Here is a 17,115-nt window from a genome sequence, read left to right on the forward strand (position 1 = left end):
CCTGCAGGATTGCTTATTATTCCGGGGAATCTGGAGATCCGTCCCGGAAAAGCCTATCCCGGAAATTTTGTCTTTGATACAGGAGCATCTTACTCATTGATATGCTTCAGACCTTTTGTACGGACAAACAGACTGCTGGTCAGCGGATTTAAACCGGAGTACCAGGGAACCACAGCGAGCATGGGTATGGTCTCACCTACTTTTACAGGAAGAAGTCACAGCTTTTCTTTTTCACACCTGCCTGCAGTGCCGGATTTGCCCGTAACCCTGATGGCTGGCGGCGCTAACAATGAGAACTGGAAACCTGAATTTGACGGATCTATTGGCGTACGCCTGATCAGCAGATATAATTTCACAATCAATCTCCAAAACCGGGAGATATATCTCGAACCTAATCACTTGTATCCATATCCTCAGGATTTTTCAATCGGAAGTTATCTCTTCGGTTATGATTCGGAAGGTAAATTACGCTTACTCAGTCTAGTTGGTGCGGAGGATGAAAAAGTAAAATTAGCAACCGGAGCAGCCATCTCGAGTATCAACGGCATTCCGACACATACTTTTTTAAAGGATAAGGCTGCTTTGGAGAGCATCTTGAATCTGGAAAAAGGCACCTCTATTACTGTAGAATCATCATCTGATACTGTTAAAAAATCATACACCATTAGCCGATAATATGAAAACATATACCAGTAAAATTTATATACTCCTTATACTGATATTGTTCGGTACAGGATCATTTGCACAGCAACTTCAAATCTTCAAAGGTTCATTTGAGCAACTAAAGGCGCAGGCACAAAAAGAAAATAAGCTTATTCTGATTGATCTTTATTTTGAGGGGTGTATGCCCTGCAAACAAATGGACAACGAAGTCTTTCCCGATCCCAAGATCGTATCCCTATTAAATAAAGGTTACCTGCTTTTCAAAACTGATGTATTTAAAGAAATTGATGGTAAGCTTTTGTCCCGCAAATATTCGGTGAGTGGCTTCCCAACTTTCTTATTGCTGGATGCAACAGGAAAATTAATTACAATGGAATCCGGCTTTTATGCAGTTGATCGTTTTGCAGCATTATTAGAGACAGCTAAAGAGCAAGCATCTAAAGGTCTTTTTAGAGCTTTCGATACTGATCTGAACAAATCTTATCCGGATTTCTATTCTGCCCGATATATGATGACCGGACAGAAGTTTGAATCTTCAGTAGTAAAGGAATATCTGGATAAACAATCTGATCCGCTTTCTGAGGTTCCCTTTGTATGTATTCTGAACTCCAATATCTCACATTACAATCAGCTTGTATACAATCATCTTCCTGAATTACTGGAACGATATGGTGCATCCATTCTACAAAACAAGGTTACTTCAATAGCAAAAGCCAATATTGCGGGATTTGGTAAAAACAATCAAAAAGACAGCTTATTGGCCACTCTGGATTATATCAGACCTGCTTACAATGAGCGCCTGTGGTCTGTATATTTACCCATATTTATTACAGATTACTACAAAAATGGTGGTAATGCTACGGATTACCTAAAACTCATAGCACAATTTAAACCTTTCACATCATGGGATGCAGAAAGTAATGCATATGCACAGCTTATTATTGATCAGAAACAGCATACTGATATCCTGAATGCATTGGAATTAAAATACCGTACAGCATTGACAAACACGAAAACAAACGCTGCTGATCAATATAAATACAGTCTGATCAAGGCATATCTCGGACATAAAGAAGCCGCTATGGATCAGATTCTGAAATTAAAAAAGAATCAGATGAATGCAGAGGAAAACCCGCTGATCTCCGCACAAGTAATCGCGGAACTGGAAAATGCGATCAAAAGTAATACAGTAATGGCGTTAAAACCAGTCAACGCATTAACTACGATTCCTTACTCCTTAAACTAAAATAATATTATAAATCATATGAGAACTTCCTTAATCATTCTGTTACTGAGTCTGCTGACCAGTAGCCTGATGGCCCAAAATGCCACTATTATAAACGGAACTGCAGATAAGAAAGCCTATGCAAAAGTATTTCTTTACAAGGTACTGAATGGCCGTCTGGTGGAAATAGCTACGGCTACGCCTGACTCATCCGAACGTTTTGCTTTCAAATTCACGCCTGAATATCAGGGATTGTACGCGGTCGGCGGATCGGATGCCCTAAGTCTACGTCATGTATTTAAATTCTATTTTAAAGGAAATGACGAACTGAACATTCGCTTAGAAAAAGCAAATTATTCGCTTTCCGGAAACAATAGTCCTGAAAACATTGCACTGACGGACTGGTTCAAGGCATCTTATTCGCTATTGGATAAATCTGTCTATTGGACCACAATAAGTACCTACATGGATTTCTTTCCTGAAGTAGAAGAAATGTATACTCAACTCGATGCAATCAAATCACGGAATAAAACGGGAAACACCAAATTTGATGCCTTTTTTCCAAAAATAGTTGATTTTGATTTTGCCAATCTGGCTATCGGCTATCTCTATACACCTCGTTCTGCACATCCAAGCAAAGAAGAACTTTCTGATTACTATATCCAGTTCAAATCAGATCCGTTTCTTTCAGAAGACTTGCTAAACTTCCCTTATGGAGATCGTTTCATGACCAGTTTAGTGTATAAAAAAATAGATCTGGCGAGTAAACCGACCTTCGGACAACAGGTAGAAGCTATTCCTGCAGATGTCATAAAAGGACAATATGTATTAGCCCGACTTACAGCAACCCGCTCCTATAGCGAATATCAGGAATTGTATAATCAATACAAGCAATACTTTATATTGAAAGAGCAACAGGAACGCGCACAGGCTATCGCCGTTAAGCTGGCAGATACGAAAGAAGGCACGCAGGCGGTTGCCTTTAGCTATCCGGACATAAGCGGTAAAAAAGTTTCTCTGGCCGACCTGAAAGGAAAGCTGGTCTTGATAGATCTTTGGGCAACATGGTGCGGTCCCTGCAAAGCGGAAGAACCTTATTGGGAAAAGCTGAATGAGCAGTTCAAAGGGAAAGATATCGCCTTTGTCGGCATATCGGTAGATCAGGATAAAAAAGCATGGGATAAATATGTACCGGAGAAAAATCTAAAAGGTATACAACTACATGCCGGCCCTGGAAATGATCTTTCAGCAGCCTATAAAGTAACCGGTATTCCACGTTATATGCTGATTGATAAAAAAGGAAATATCATTACGACAGACAGTCCAAGACCGAGTGACCCTAAACTTAAATTGCTAATTGAAACTTGGTTAGCCAGGTAAATAAAAAAGCTGTCTGACCAATGGTAAGACAGCTTTTTTATAACACAATGAAGAAAAAGTCAGAAACTTTATAAACCTCTACTCTTCAGTTTGATAATTCCAGGTCAGCAATTTTTCCTGTAGTATTCTGGATATTTTATTAAAGTATCTTTTTTGCTTGTACCCCATTACCCATTGTACGCCGTGCACGGCATTGGTACAAAAGATCTCATCTGCCTGGCTCATAATTTCGGGACTGATCTGGGCCTCTACTACAGCTATACCTTCATCCGTAGCCATATCCATCACGACTCTGCGCATTACCCCGGCTATACAGCCTTCTGAAATCGCAGGGGTGTATAATACCTTTTCATAAAACACAAATATATTCGAAGACAAGGCTTCACAGAGATAGCCTTCCTGATTCAGTAACAATACTTCATCAAAACGGTGCTTTCGTTTATGCAGACCTGCCATGACATATATCAAAGCATTATTGGATTTCAATTTAGAAAGATCGCTGTAAGGTTTACGATATTCTGTATACAGATCTACAATAAGGCCAACCTTCTTATCTCTTAGCGACTCTGGTATACGTGCAATCTGAAGTACATAAGCCGTTTTATTAGTTTCAGGACCATATAATCCTCCCCCGTCACGATAGACGATCAAACGTACCCGTACCTGCTGCCCCAGCATATTATTCTTACGGATCAATTCTTCCGTCTTGGATTTGATAAAAAAGGCATCAAACCGATGCGTGTCTTCCATATGTAACATCCGGAGTCCTTCCTGTAAACGCTCTATATGAAAGGGTAAAAACCGGATATCTCCGTCTTTCCAAAGCATAGTCTCAAAGAGACCGTCACCATACCGGAAAGCTCGGTTGTCTGCCGACACCACAGCGTCGCTTTCGGGCACAATCTTCCCGTTGCAATTAATATATGTTGTAGACATAAAAATTCTAAATATAAATTAGTTGATCTCCTGACCTGATGTTGTGGAATAACCACGCCACTTCTCTAATGCTAAACGGAAATCTTCCGGTAATGGTGTTTCAAATGTTAAAAATTCTTTTGACTTAGGATGTTCAAATCCCAAAACCTGTGCGTGAAGCGCCTGTCGCGGTAATAAAGCAAAACAATTTTCAACAAACTGTCTGTACTTATTGAATACCGTACCTTTCAGAATACGATCTCCGCCATAGGCAACATCATTAAATAAAGGATGTCCGATGGATTGCATATGTGCGCGGATCTGATGTGTACGTCCGGTTTCAAGCTGACACTCGATCAGCGTTACATAACCCAATCTTTCCAATACACGATAATGAGTCACCGACCATTTACCCTTCTCCGAGTCATCATACATCGTCATCACTCTCCTGTCTTTCAGATTGCGACCTATATAACCGGTTACTGTACCGTCTTCTGCGATATCTCCCCATACCATAGCCACATATTTTCGCATAATACTATGATCAAAAAACTGTTTAGCAAGATAGGTCATTGCCCATTCTGATTTGGCAATCACCAACAGACCACTTGTATCCTTATCTATCCGATGCACCAATCCCGGACGGCCGGCATTACCCGGCATAGTCGGCAACTGATTGAAATGATGGGTCAATGCATTGACCAGTGTTCCTGTATAATTATTAAATCCGGGATGAACGACCATGCCCGCAACTTTATTAACAACCATCACTTCATCATCCTCAAATATGATATCCAACGGAATATCTTCCGGATATACTTCCGTATCTCTTGGCGGATCGGGTAATACCACTGAGATAATATCAAATGGCTTCACCTTATAGCTGGATTTGATAACGCTGTCATTGACCAGCACAGATCCAGCATCTATTGCATTCTGAATTTTATTGCGGGAAGCGTTTTCGACCCTGTTCATTAAAAACTTATCAATACGCAGCAAAGCCTGTCCCTTGTCTACCTCAATTCTCAAATGCTCGAACAACTCCTGCTCGTCCTGTTCCTGTAATGCTAAATCTTCTGCCATCATACAAAAATAACTGAATTAAGACAAAATCCTCTTACTTTTGTAAAAGTAACCGAATATGTCAGTCATTTGACGCTACAGATAAGGTTTAATTTTTTACAATGGAATTGACATTCAATTTTCACAGCCCTGAAGAAGAAATAGTATCCCCTCTCTATATTGAAAAAAAAGTAAGGATATATGTCAAACGGGATGACCTTATTCATCCCTATATCTCGGGAAATAAGTGGAGAAAACTTCAGTATCCCCTCCGGAAAGCGCTGAAGCAAAACAAACAGATCCTGGTTACTTTCGGAGGTGCATGGTCCAATCATCTGTTGGCAACAGCCTGTGCAGGAGCTAAATTCGGATTCCGGACTCATGGTATGGTACGCGGTGAAGAAGTCAATAATCCTGTACTCGCACTTTGTCGTCTATACGGCATGAAACTTCATTTTGTAAGCCGGGATCAATATCAGGATAAAACATCACTTTTTCTGCACTATTTTGGTGAACAGTCGGACAATACCTTCTTTATTGATGAAGGTGGATACAGCAGAGAAGCTGCAGAAGGCTGTGCTCATATTATCGAAGAGCTTCAGCAAGATTATGACCATATCTGTTGTGCGTCAGGTACAGGTACTACTGTAGCCGGATTACAACTGGGACTCGAGAAAGCTAACCTAAAGACAACATTACACACTGTACCGGTTTTGAAGGGAGGAGCATTTATTCGTAAGGAAGTGGAAAACCTTGCTGTAGATCCTTCAGGGATAATACTACATACAGATTATCATTTTGGTGGTTATGCCAGAACTAAACCGGAGCTGCTGGAGTTTATACGTGCATTCGTATCCCATACCGGCATTATGATTGAACCTACCTACACAGGCAAACTGTTTTTCGCAATAGACGATCTCATCAGAAAGGATTATTTTAAGCCGGAATCCCGTATTCTACTTATTCATACTGGCGGACTGACCGGTTTTTTGGGTATGTATGATCGCTTTTGAGCGTAAAACCGGGATCTTGTTTAGTCTGATTTTGATAGCGATAATTTACACATCCATAAGCTCCGTTCGCTTTTTATCCAAACAATTAGTACCCTACAGGCGTTTAATAGGTATTATCAACATTAAAAGTCTATGTCACAACCCTTATTCAAACAATTACATCAACAGTCTACTCCTCTTCTATTAGGAAATGTATGGGATGCACATTCCGCTCAGCTTGCAGAAAAAGCAGGATTCGCATCTTTAGGATCTTCCAGTCATGCTATCGCTAACCTTCTGGGTTATGAAGACGGAGAGAATATAACCTTTGAAGAGTTATTTTTCATTGTACAACGAATTGTTAAAGCCGTAAAAATTCCTGTATCCGTAGATTTTGAAGCCGGATATGCTGATGATCCGGAAACTGTAGCCAGGTATGTGAAACAACTTAGCGATATTGGTGTAGCGGGGATCAACCTGGAAGATGGTCAGGTTGAAAATGGGAAACGTAGTCTTGGAAGTGCACAATTGCTGGCAGACAAAATAAAAGCAATCAAATCTGTAACGGATATTTACATCAATGCCCGTACCGACACCTATGTAACCAAACAGGAAGATGCACTCAAACAATCTATAGAACGTGCACTGATTTATCAGGAGGCCGGAGCAGATGGCATATTTGTACCAGTTATAGAAACAAAAACAGATATTCAACAATTTACAACTGAAGTAGCCTTACCGCTGAATGTTTTTCTGACACCTAATCTTCCTAACTTCGATGAATTGGGAGAACTGGGAGTCAAAAGACTGAGTCACGGGGCCAAGCTTTATGAATGGTTGATGAAGCAGGCTGAAGAAGCATTGACTGCTTTCAAAAAGCAGCCCGTACTTCCAAAATAAGAGGTTAACAAAAAAAGTGATAAAAGCTCTCCATAATTGCATATGGAGAGCTTTTTTATTCTAAAGTAGAATGTAAATTTATATTAAAAAGTTGCACCCGCAAATTTAAACGGAGCAGTGACTTTAAATGAACCGGAAGATTCACCTGAATACGTTTCATTATGAGCAACTGAAAGCTTTAATACTTTACCTTTCTCACTAAAGTCAACCTTTTTCATATCTACCCAAAATGTATTTGGAGTCAGCACAGTCTCGAAATAATAAACCAGATTTTTATGATCCGACAACGATCTCCATCGTGTGGATGATATATTAGGCTCTTGTTCGGAAGATATTCCAAACGGAACGGAACAATTACGAATAACACTCATTACACTTCCTACAGCTACCCGAGTATCATCTGTCTGCGGTATAGCTCCGAGATAGAATTTGGCTCTGGCAAAACGATCAGCAGCGCGATTGGTCCCTGGCAACATAATATTACCAGGAATAGATGACCAATAATTACTCAGGGCCAACTGCTGATCAAACACCGGAGAATTGGTCATAACGGTATAAGACGGATCATGATGGATGACCAGTTTACCATCTATATATTCAAAAATAGCATTATCACCACCCGCATCTGAAACAGACAAATGTAAAGCAGTAAATTTATCCGTTCCGGGAATTACATCCGACACCACCACAAATTCATGCTTACGCATGGCATCAACAACTTCCTGTACGGTAGCAAAATTATCCAGCATATACTGTGCCCATGCAGATATAGCCAATCCTTTCTTGCCGTCTTTCGGATTAAACGCTTCATACTTGGATTCTACTAACCACAACACATTAGCGACCAATCCTTTTTCATTCATTCCATCGGTGGTCGCAATATCAAAGGCACTGGTTATCAAACTACCGTAACGGGATGTCCATTCCAGCGAATATTGTCCGATTTCACCGTTTCGCTTCATCCCCCTTGGAAAAATCCAGAGGTTAGCCGGAATATCGTCTTTCCAATCCATGGAGCGGGCCGTTATTACCGTGTTAGAAGGTCCTTTGTAAACCAGTCGTGTACATGCATCCAGTGATGAGGGTAAAAGAGATAATCCACAGGCCAGTCCGATACAAGCTAACTGAAATTGACGTCCGAATGTTGATATTTTTTTGTTTTCCATACTTCGTAATATAGTTTATTTAAATAATAGGATAATAACTAAGTTAACCCTTTCTACTGTAAAAATGTTTTAGAAGTATAAAAGAATAATCAGTATATGATGAATATCATATACTGTAAAGAATAATGCACAGTCGTGTGAATGTGCATCCGGATGATGAAAGATAAAAGTTTTATGTATTCAAAACCTGAAAATACTCCATATAAAGCTATCAGAACGCTAACTGCATTCGAACATATTGAATATTATTCTTGACAAAAGGATCCCCAACCTGCTGCATACCAAACTTCTCATAAAAGGTCTTTGCCTGAATACGGGAATTGCACCAGATACCTGCAGCATCAAAACGCCGACAGAATTCAAAAACAGCCAGCAGTAACTAACTGCCTGTACCTTTTTGCTGATAATCTTCCAGTACCGCAAATTTCCGGAACTGAAATAATTCGCCATCACGAAAAACCGAGATTACTCCAATAATCTCGTTATCCAGATAAGCCGCAAAATGTGTTCCCTCGAAGTCTTCATCAATCTGTACATCTCTCAATGATCCATCCGGATAAAGAATACGTTGACGTATATTCCAGGTACGCGGGGCTACCACCTGCTCAATACGTATAGGCTGACTTTCCATAGTATTATTGTTATAAATCCTTTACCCGCAAAAATATAAGATTTAAGGATTACTTGCCGTACTTTCTTAACCAAGACAACTTTCACTAAAATTAAAAACACAAGAAATATCCGCTCCACACAGCACCTAAATATATATTTTCTTAATTCTAAAAACTAAATCCTAACTTCACGGCATGAATAATTATATTTTACTCTTACTTACTCTAATCTTTTCATTAAAAAGTAATGCTCAGGAGCCTGCTGCATATGCATTAGCCAGCGAGTATAATTTCTGGAATCTCGAGCAAGGAGCTACAGCATATGTAATAGCAGATCAGGCATACATACGCTCCTATCCGAATACCACAGCCAAACTGATAGATTCGGTGACTATGGGAACAGCTGTAAAAATCCTGAGCCCTGGTTATAATGGCAATAAAATAAAAGGTTTTTATGCTCCCTGGCATGAAGTTTCCTATCAAAAGAATAACGAAACAAAGAAAGGATTTATCTGGCTGGGATTACTCGCATTGGGACAGGAGGTAGATAATGAAGGTAATCGGTATATCTTTGGTTTTGAAAGATTCGTTCCCGAACGCAATGAAACTCCTGCGTATTATAGCTGCGATGTCAAGTTATTGGATAAAACAGGACAACTGATCAGTAAATATAATTTTCACTATGATTACCTTGATCAAGGCTATTTTCAAAGCAAACTTTTACCTAATATGGGATTGGAGGGATTGAAAAACATTTTAAGACTTCAATTTGCCGGTGAGGCTTGTGGTATTCCGACTGAGTATTATTATGTAGGCTGGAACGGGAGTAACTTTGTTGATATGCCAAATCGTTATACAGTAAGTGACGGAGGAATATTCTACCATGAAGAGAAAATACTCTTTCCTTCAGAACATAAAAAAGCCCCGAATCTGGTATACAAACTAATTGAAGAGGGTGAGGGGTACGAATCAGAGGAAGAAGATTCTAAAATGACAATTACAAAAAAACAGGAAACCTATATCTGGAACGGAAAAACATTCTCTCAGTTACTGGAAATGAAATAAATCAACCTTGTTGACAACACAGATCTTATACATCAAATGGCCCCGTCAGGATCTTGCTGACGGGGCCATTTGATTTAGCAAAGAGTAACTGTCACATCAGCAGCAATACATGTCCCAGCACCAGCACTAAACATAAAGGAATATAAATCCACTTGTCCCTGACCGCAAAAGTAGTACGTGTAAACCGCTTGGTCATCCCTATATATCTAAAATCCCCGATTGCTCGTAGTAAAAAGAGGCCTCCGACTCCGATAATGGCATAACGTAATATAGATTGTTCGATATCTACACGAAGAAGACCGATATACATCAGATTGATCGCAGCAAACAAAAAAAGCCCCAAAGCGACGACTAAAGTACCTCCCTTTCTGGGTATAAATGTTCGTCTCCCATTACTATCTGTTGGTATCGTACCCGCTATCCCCCACTCTCCACCCACAACCCAGTATACATGCAGAACAGCAAGAAAAACAAAAATAAATGCATTTACATATGCAGGTATAATGTCAAATGTTATCATGGAAATACACATTAAAATATAATATAGTTACTGCTTAATAGATTTCAAACGCTTTTTAAAATAACTTTGGGTAATGAAATTATTCAACATACATAAGAAAACAAGGATATACTGAATATCCTGAATTCGTCACCCCAAAGCTACCGATTTTTCATTAAGATATTTCCAATATCGCCTGGGAACATGTTGTATATGTAATTTCATATTCTTACGCGCCTTAATATTTACACTCTGAAAATATCGCTTCCACAAATCGTCATATAAAACTTCACTCTCATGAGCCTTATTTATTACATGCTGATCTGAAGGGATGAGATCAAACTGAACTTCCGTCACCTCTGACTTGTCATAGTAAATTCCATAATTTCGCTTTACATCATAGATGAGCCACAACTGATCTGCATATCTGTTTTTGAAATGAGAACTGATCAGCGGTAAAATATTGAAATCAGGTTCTATTTTGGCCATATACAATCCATCCTCCATCTGTCTGAACCTTACAAAGGCTTTAAACCGATGACGTTCACGGGATACAGACTTGATAATTTGCTTGAGCTTCAACACATCTTCATGTCCGTAATTAGCAGATACCTTAACCTTTGATCCCAGGTAATATTGAACCAGGCGCAGAATCAGTAATTCTATATCATTCTGTTCTGAAAGATAAGCGCAGTAAAGCTCCTGCACAACACTTTTACCTGCTTTGAGCGCAATTCCTTTGAGTACCCGCTCAGCCTTATTCCCATCTGTATACACTATATGTGTCTCACCAAATAAATGTTGCTGGCTTATTTCATTGCTTTTACAGATGGCGTGAACTTCCATATTAAATTCGTATACCTCAAAGATTAATGACATTAATCCAGGCCAGCTTCCATCATACTGTACGATTATCATATTTTTAAAATAAAGACAACTGTTGATTGAACATTTTTTCATATTTGGATTTACCGGAGGTCAGAATATAGTGTTTGATCACCTCTGCCGGTTTGTCCGAACGAATGGGTACAAATCCCTGACAGCTTATAAAATATTTAACTTTATTAACGGATACTCCTATTTTCTGTAAGTTTTCCAGGCGTAAGGCCCCAAATCTTCTTGCAGCTACGATTTTCTTTGCGGATGTCACACCTATACCCGGCACGCGCATAATCATCTCATACGATGCACGGTTAATATCCACAGGAAACTGCTCCATATGCCGCAATGCCCATCCAAGCTTGGGATCTATATCCAGATCCAGATGAGGATGTGTTTCATTGAGGATATCTTCACGCTTGAATCCGTAAAATCTCAACAGCCAGTCTGTCTGATACAGTCTGTTTTCCCGCATTATCGGAACTTCTGAGCCAAGCCCCGGAAGCCTTTTATCATTGGAAACAGGCACATAACCTGAATAATAAACACGCTTCAGGTTATATTGCTGATAGTAATGATCCGCAGTCTTCATAATATGCAGGTCAGATTCTCCGGATGCACCAATAATCATCTGCGTACTCTGTCCGGCAGGAACAAATTTGGGTGCAGCACGGATGATTTTCTTTTCTTCTTTGGTACGGATGATTTCGTTTTTGAGATAGCCCATTGGCTTATCCATATCTGCTCTGTTCTTTTCAGGAGCCAGAAGTTTGAGCCCCTGTTCTGTGGGTATTTCCAGATTGACACTCAGACGATCTGCATATAAGCCTGCTTCAAACATCAGTTCATCTGAAGCTCCGGGAATTGTTTTAAGATGGATATACCCATTGAAATTGTGTTCCTGCCTTAGCTTTTTTGCAATTTTTGTAAGTCGTTCCATTGTATAATCAGCATTCTTGAAAATACCGGAACTCAGGAAAAGTCCTTCTATATAATTACGTCTGTAGAAATTGATGGTCAGATCCACAACTTCCTGTACCGTAAAAGCTGCTCTTTCGATATCGTTGCTGCTTCGGGAAACACAATACGCACAATCAAAAATACAATGATTGGTCAGCAATATCTTCAGCAAAGAGACACATCTTCCATCTTCGGTATAGGTATGACAAATACCAGCTCCGGTATCGCCTAATCCTTTTTTTGTATTTTTACGATTACTTCCACTGGAGCTGCAACTTACATCATACTTGGCAGCATCGGCCAGTATTTCCAGTTTTTGTTTTATCCGATCTGACATAAACTAATTATATTAGCAATATTACTAATTATATTAGCTATATCAAAACATTTTAATTATCAATTTTCCACATTCCTGTTATCTTCATTTTTTGTTTACCTTCGGTTTCACTGTTGACATAGTATTGTCACAAGTATCTTTACATTTGCATAATGACCAAAAATCAACAGACAAGCAAAAGAGGTTCTGATCTTCTTGTTGACAAAGTATATACTATAGAAAAATTTGAAGGAAAAGGTGGCTGGTATTATGTACGTCTTCCGGAAATAGCGCAGGACCGAAATGCTAAATTTGGCTGGGTCAGCGTTAGGGGTACTATTGATCATTATGAGATCAGAAACTACAATCTTCAGGCCATGGGAAACGGTATACTGTTTTTACCCGTTAAAGCTGATATTAGAAAAAAGATAAACAAAAAAGATGGAGATCAGGTACATATCCGACTCTTTCGGGATAGTTCGGGATTAGAAATTCCGGAAGAACTTAAAGACTGTCTTATGGATGAACCTGATCTATACAAATGCTTTATGGATCTTCCCGAAAAAGAGAGAAAATCCATTATTACCAGAATCTGTTCTGCTAAAAAAGAAGCAGAAAAAATAGATCGTATTGCTAAGACCTTACAGGATCTGAGCAGAATACAGAAATCTTAACTTTTTAAACCGGGTAACAGGAATTTACTCAACTTCAAATATCGCCTGTATTTCCACAGCAGAATTGACCGGCAAAGACGACGCCCCCAAGGTACCTCTCGCATGTTTTCCTCTTTCTCCAAATACTTTGACTGTAAGATCTGAAGCTATATTCATCAGATCCGCATGCTTGCTGTATCCCTCTTTTGTATTAAAAATACCAGTTAATTGCACACAACGGACTACTTTTTTCAGATCACCATCAACAGCCTTATTCAATACGGCCAATACATTTAGCATGGTCACTTCTGTGGCCTGCCTGGCCTGATTTTCATCTATATCTGCACCTATTTTGCCCGGATGTACTATCTTTCCATCCTGTAAAGCAACCTGATTAATAAATATCAGATTGCCCGATCTTACAAAAGGCTGATAATTGCCCGCCGGAGCAGGTACCTCAGGCAGGATAATACCCAGATCTTTCAACATATTTTTATGGTCAGCTTTAGCTACCGGCAATGTTTTTTCTGCCTTCACAAATGTTCCTTTCATTGCAGATGCGACCTTTGCAATAGCCTCTCCCTGCAACTGCGCCAGATAACGTTCACTTTCACTGGGTCTTGCCACATTCTTCAGAGAAGCCAGACTGGTCGTACCCAGCACCGTATTTCCCTGAGGAGTAGTTTTATCGATATGTTCATAACCCCGGATACCGCTGGGTACAATAATCATCCCATGTACGGCCAGACTATTCCAGAACCCCTGAATAGCAAGCTCTCTCCCGGCTCCGCTTCCTGCAGACATAAAAACAGTCGCAGGAATACCTTCGAGGGCATGACGTTGCCAGATGTCTACCGTCTTTGACAGAAATGCACTCATACCCGTACTGATATTACCAAAATAAACCGGCGAGCCGAAGGCAATACCATCATAAGCAGACAGTTCATCTGCAGATGCTACCGGAATATCCTTTAATAACGGGTGAGCAGAAACAGCTGTCTGTTTGATTACGGCAATCGCCTGACCGTTTTTTTCTATACCTTTAGCGACTTCTTTAGCTAATTCATACGTCCCTCCGCTATCAGAGTAGAATAATACCAAAACTTTCGTCCTGTCCTGTTGTGCTTCTATACCATTAGTCATAATCATAACCCATATCATTAAGAAAACCACTCTTGCTATTCTCATATTAATACAATTTGTTCTTTAATCTGTTTGTAAAATAAAAATATGATGCAAAGATAAAGCAGACGTTTTTATTAATTTTGCCAAAAAAGATATGCAAAACGACATGAAATGTGGCTTATTGGAGCAAAAGCAGGGCGAATTGTCTGACACAATCAGCAAGCATGCATATGTCTGGTATGAAAAAGATTGGAAACATGATGATTATGAGCATATTCACAGCCGTGCCCAATTGCTTTATGTTGAAGAGGGATACCAATATGTTCATCTGGAACAGAAAATCTATCTGTTACCACAGAATCACGTAATGTGGATTCCTTCTTCTATCAGTCATCGCACCACATCTGCAGCACAGACAGTCAATTTAATGACAATATTGTTCCATGAAAAGCAGACCGAAGCGTTTTACAAAGATATTCATGTATTTGCAGCCCCAGCTATTCTGAAGGAAATGCTTTTGTATGCACAAAAGTGGAGTCAGCAAATGGCTCCCGACCAGGAGGAAGAAGCTTTCTTAAATGCATTGCTCATTAGTCTCCCTTACTTTTGCCAAGAAGCTGATAGTCTTCAGATTCCCATACCTTCAGACACACGTTTACTGCCCGTATGTGCGTATATCAATATGCACTTCCATGAACAGGTACAGATTCAGCAATTGAGCGAGATCGCTCATCTGTCCGTACGTACTTTAGAAAGAATTTTTAAACAGGAAACAGGGATTACCGTACAGAAATACATTCAGCTGATACGGGTCATTAAAAGTATAGAATGGAGTGATTCCGGAAAATATACACTCAAGCAGATCGCACATATGGTGGGCTACAAAAGTGCCGCAGCCTTTAGTTCAAGCTATCTCGCGATAATGAAAAAAAGGCCGGGTACTAAAAAGTAACAGCAACCCGATTACTGGCTAATTGATTTCCGGAAAAAAGTCAGGACTTTTTCTTTATCATATCCTTTTCCGGCTTCCAGGCTTCCGCTGTCATGTACATTCAACACCTGACCATTCTTATTCAGTACAATGAAAAAAGGATATCCCAATTTACTGCCTTCAGGAGCATATTTCTGAAATACGGCTTCATTTTTATTCTCCTGGGAATAATTAAGGTGATAATACAATACATTCTTATCCAGCAATTCTTTGATCTCCGGGGTTTCATGAATGTAGGTATTAAAGCGCAGGCACCAGATACACCAGTTACCACCGGCCTGAATGATAATGGTCTTATCCTCTTTTTGTGCTTTTACAACTAAAGCATCTATGTCTTTCCGGGCATCCGCTTCCGGATGATAGGGTTTCTCATATGTTTCCTTTTCGTTGCCCGACTTAACCTGCCCAAATCCTAACTGCACGCTACAGACCAACATGGCAAACAACAATATCCTGATATTCTTCATATTCAAAATTAATGACTATCTAAATTTCAATCACGCTCTAATTTACCGGCAGCAATTTCTCAAATGCTTTTCGCGCACTTCCTCTAAAATATACTTCACCGCAATAACTGTAATCAAGCTTTTCAAAAATACGCAGCATAGCCAGATTGTCATAATTCGTATCGACCTTGATGCTATATACTTTACGGCCAGTGGCAATACTTTCGACCTGCTGCATTATAAATGTTGCAGTACCTTTGGTCTTGATATCCTGTGCTACCGCCAGACGGTGAACGACAGCATATTCCTGTTCACTCAGCCATTTGCCTTCCAATGAGTCATACGCAGGTTCACCGTCAAAAATAACGGCAACGTAACCGACAATACTATTATCCAGCAGTAAAACGTGCCCATATCCGGATTCAATATCCTGCCGGATCGTATCGGGATTAGGGTATCCATCCTGCCATTGACGGCTTCCGTCCTGCTTTCTCAATTCAATAGCCTGTTGTAAAATGGCCCAGATTCTATCTGTATCTGCTATTCCGGCCGGACGTAATATTAGGGTATCGCTCATGCTATATGATATGGTAAATGAAAAATACAATTTTAGCAAAAGAGAAATGAAATACAGCACATATTTTGCAAAAAAAGTAAATCATAGAAGCAGCTGAAAAACAGAAACTCAGAAAAATATGTTATATTTATATCAAAGTCTGTTCTTATGAAAAAGCTCATATTCACCGGATTATTACTTACATGCTTAGCTACAGTGTCTGCACAGATCGTAGTCAATCCTGACGGAACACATTCTGTTGTAAGCGGAAGTCATATTATAAATTCAAACGGAACCGTTTCTGCCATCCATGGCGACCATATCATCAGTTCAGATGGCAGCATTTCTGCAATCCATGGAAATCATATTGTAAATTCAAACGGAACAATTTCTGCAATACATGGCAGTCATATTATCAATATGAACAGTGGAACTATTTCAGTAGTACAGGGAGTTTACCCACTACATGAGAATGGTTCACTGAATTTGTTGCAGAGTAATTTACTGCTTCCGGAAATATCTCCGTCTAATCAGAAAAAGTACAGTTTCAATCCGTTTAAAATGGTTAACTATTCAGATTCACTACGTACCTATGATCCAACTTCTAAGGAAACCAGATCTAAAAAGAGAATCAAACTATCTAAGAAGGACAAAAAATAGAATCACAGCATTTTTACAACCGGTAAAGCCATGTATTGTATTCCCGGATCA

General features: G+C 39.6%; 19 protein-coding genes. 8 read left to right on the forward strand and 11 right to left on the reverse strand.

Annotated elements, in window-relative coordinates; all coding sequences use genetic code 11:
- The first annotated feature begins 676 nt into the window (after positions 1-676).
- On the forward strand, positions 677-1,909 hold the full coding sequence (locus HMPREF0766_RS15640) for a thioredoxin family protein (protein WP_002999272.1): 1,233 nt from the start codon (positions 677-679) through the stop codon (positions 1,907-1,909).
- Positions 1,910-1,927: 18 nt separating this feature from the next.
- Positions 1,928-3,268 (forward strand): TlpA family protein disulfide reductase, encoded by a 1,341-nt coding sequence (locus HMPREF0766_RS15645; protein ID WP_236590433.1) that lies wholly within the window; start codon positions 1,928-1,930, stop codon positions 3,266-3,268.
- Between the two features lie 78 nt (positions 3,269-3,346).
- On the opposite strand, the gene HMPREF0766_RS15650 is transcribed toward HMPREF0766_RS15645, so the two are convergent.
- Positions 3,347-4,204: an aminotransferase class IV gene (locus tag HMPREF0766_RS15650; RefSeq protein ID WP_002999277.1), complete on the reverse strand. Its 858-nt coding sequence runs from the start codon at positions 4,202-4,204 to the stop codon at positions 3,347-3,349.
- 18 nt (positions 4,205-4,222) lie between these two features.
- A complete protein-coding gene (locus HMPREF0766_RS15655) occupies positions 4,223-5,269 on the reverse strand; it encodes an RluA family pseudouridine synthase (protein ID WP_002999280.1) in 1,047 nt (348 codons plus the stop codon).
- 98 nt (positions 5,270-5,367) lie between these two features.
- Here HMPREF0766_RS15655 and HMPREF0766_RS15660 point away from each other — a divergent pair, with 98 nt between their 5' ends.
- Together HMPREF0766_RS15660 and HMPREF0766_RS15665 are read left to right on the forward strand one after the other, a co-directional pair.
- Positions 5,368-6,258 carry a 1-aminocyclopropane-1-carboxylate deaminase/D-cysteine desulfhydrase gene (locus HMPREF0766_RS15660; RefSeq protein ID WP_002999283.1) on the forward strand — a complete coding sequence of 297 codons (891 nt, stop codon included), beginning with the start codon at positions 5,368-5,370 and terminating at the stop codon, positions 6,256-6,258.
- Positions 6,259-6,390: 132 nt separating this feature from the next.
- Positions 6,391-7,137: an isocitrate lyase/PEP mutase family protein gene (locus tag HMPREF0766_RS15665; protein ID WP_002999286.1), complete on the forward strand. Its 747-nt coding sequence runs from the start codon at positions 6,391-6,393 to the stop codon at positions 7,135-7,137.
- An 83-nt stretch (positions 7,138-7,220) separates the two neighbouring features.
- Here the strand turns inward: HMPREF0766_RS15665 and HMPREF0766_RS15670 are convergent, their stop codons facing one another.
- The 3 genes from HMPREF0766_RS15670 to HMPREF0766_RS21955 form a co-directional block, all read right to left on the reverse strand.
- Positions 7,221-8,303: a linear amide C-N hydrolase gene (locus tag HMPREF0766_RS15670; protein ID WP_002999289.1), complete on the reverse strand. Its 1,083-nt coding sequence runs from the start codon at positions 8,301-8,303 to the stop codon at positions 7,221-7,223.
- A 211-nt stretch (positions 8,304-8,514) separates the two neighbouring features.
- Positions 8,515-8,679: a GNAT family N-acetyltransferase gene (locus HMPREF0766_RS22735; protein WP_081454861.1), complete on the reverse strand. Its 165-nt coding sequence runs from the start codon at positions 8,677-8,679 to the stop codon at positions 8,515-8,517.
- A 3-nt stretch (positions 8,680-8,682) separates the two neighbouring features.
- Entirely contained in the window at positions 8,683-8,934 is a 252-nt protein-coding gene (locus HMPREF0766_RS21955) for a GNAT family N-acetyltransferase (RefSeq protein ID WP_002999293.1), read from the reverse strand.
- A 175-nt stretch (positions 8,935-9,109) separates the two neighbouring features.
- On the opposite strand from HMPREF0766_RS21955, the gene HMPREF0766_RS15680 reads away from it, so the two are divergent.
- Entirely contained in the window at positions 9,110-9,979 is an 870-nt protein-coding gene (locus HMPREF0766_RS15680; RefSeq protein ID WP_002999296.1) for a hypothetical protein, read from the forward strand.
- A gap of 91 nt (positions 9,980-10,070) precedes the next feature.
- Here HMPREF0766_RS15680 and HMPREF0766_RS15685 read toward each other — a convergent pair whose 3' ends face one another.
- The 3 genes from HMPREF0766_RS15685 to HMPREF0766_RS15695 form a co-directional block, all read right to left on the reverse strand.
- Positions 10,071-10,499 carry a DUF3995 domain-containing protein gene (locus tag HMPREF0766_RS15685; protein WP_002999299.1) on the reverse strand — a complete coding sequence of 143 codons (429 nt, stop codon included), beginning with the start codon at positions 10,497-10,499 and terminating at the stop codon, positions 10,071-10,073.
- A 129-nt stretch (positions 10,500-10,628) separates the two neighbouring features.
- Positions 10,629-11,396 carry a TIGR03915 family putative DNA repair protein gene (locus HMPREF0766_RS15690; protein ID WP_037460643.1) on the reverse strand — a complete coding sequence of 256 codons (768 nt, stop codon included), beginning with the start codon at positions 11,394-11,396 and terminating at the stop codon, positions 10,629-10,631.
- A gap of 4 nt (positions 11,397-11,400) precedes the next feature.
- Complete coding sequence (locus tag HMPREF0766_RS15695) at positions 11,401-12,654, reverse strand: putative DNA modification/repair radical SAM protein (protein ID WP_002999304.1); 1,254 nt, start codon at positions 12,652-12,654, stop codon at positions 11,401-11,403.
- Between the two features lie 152 nt (positions 12,655-12,806).
- Here HMPREF0766_RS15695 and HMPREF0766_RS15700 point away from each other — a divergent pair, with 152 nt between their 5' ends.
- Positions 12,807-13,307 (forward strand): YdeI/OmpD-associated family protein, encoded by a 501-nt coding sequence (locus HMPREF0766_RS15700; RefSeq protein ID WP_002999309.1) that lies wholly within the window; start codon positions 12,807-12,809, stop codon positions 13,305-13,307.
- Positions 13,308-13,331: 24 nt separating this feature from the next.
- On the opposite strand, the gene HMPREF0766_RS15705 is transcribed toward HMPREF0766_RS15700, so the two are convergent.
- Complete coding sequence (locus HMPREF0766_RS15705) at positions 13,332-14,474, reverse strand: NAD(P)H:quinone oxidoreductase (protein WP_002999312.1); 1,143 nt, start codon at positions 14,472-14,474, stop codon at positions 13,332-13,334.
- A 91-nt stretch (positions 14,475-14,565) separates the two neighbouring features.
- On the opposite strand from HMPREF0766_RS15705, the gene HMPREF0766_RS15710 reads away from it, so the two are divergent.
- The gene (locus tag HMPREF0766_RS15710; RefSeq protein ID WP_002999314.1) at positions 14,566-15,363 is read left to right on the forward strand and encodes an AraC family transcriptional regulator; all 798 of its coding nucleotides are present in this window, start codon (positions 14,566-14,568) and stop codon (positions 15,361-15,363) included.
- An 11-nt stretch (positions 15,364-15,374) separates the two neighbouring features.
- Here the strand turns inward: HMPREF0766_RS15710 and HMPREF0766_RS15715 are convergent, their stop codons facing one another.
- Both HMPREF0766_RS15715 and HMPREF0766_RS15720 read right to left on the reverse strand, forming a co-directional pair.
- Positions 15,375-15,869: a thioredoxin family protein gene (locus tag HMPREF0766_RS15715; RefSeq protein WP_002999317.1), complete on the reverse strand. Its 495-nt coding sequence runs from the start codon at positions 15,867-15,869 to the stop codon at positions 15,375-15,377.
- A 37-nt stretch (positions 15,870-15,906) separates the two neighbouring features.
- Positions 15,907-16,425, reverse strand: coding sequence for a GNAT family N-acetyltransferase (locus HMPREF0766_RS15720; protein ID WP_002999321.1), 519 nt, complete (start codon positions 16,423-16,425; stop codon positions 15,907-15,909).
- Between the two features lie 147 nt (positions 16,426-16,572).
- Between HMPREF0766_RS15720 and HMPREF0766_RS15725 the strand changes: the two genes are divergently transcribed.
- A complete protein-coding gene (locus tag HMPREF0766_RS15725; protein WP_002999324.1) occupies positions 16,573-17,064 on the forward strand; it encodes a hypothetical protein in 492 nt (163 codons plus the stop codon).
- The last annotated feature ends 51 nt before the right edge of the window (positions 17,065-17,115 follow it).

This window comes from Sphingobacterium spiritivorum ATCC 33861 (assembly GCF_000143765.1).
Taxonomy (GTDB): Bacteria; Bacteroidota; Bacteroidia; order Sphingobacteriales; family Sphingobacteriaceae; genus Sphingobacterium; species Sphingobacterium spiritivorum.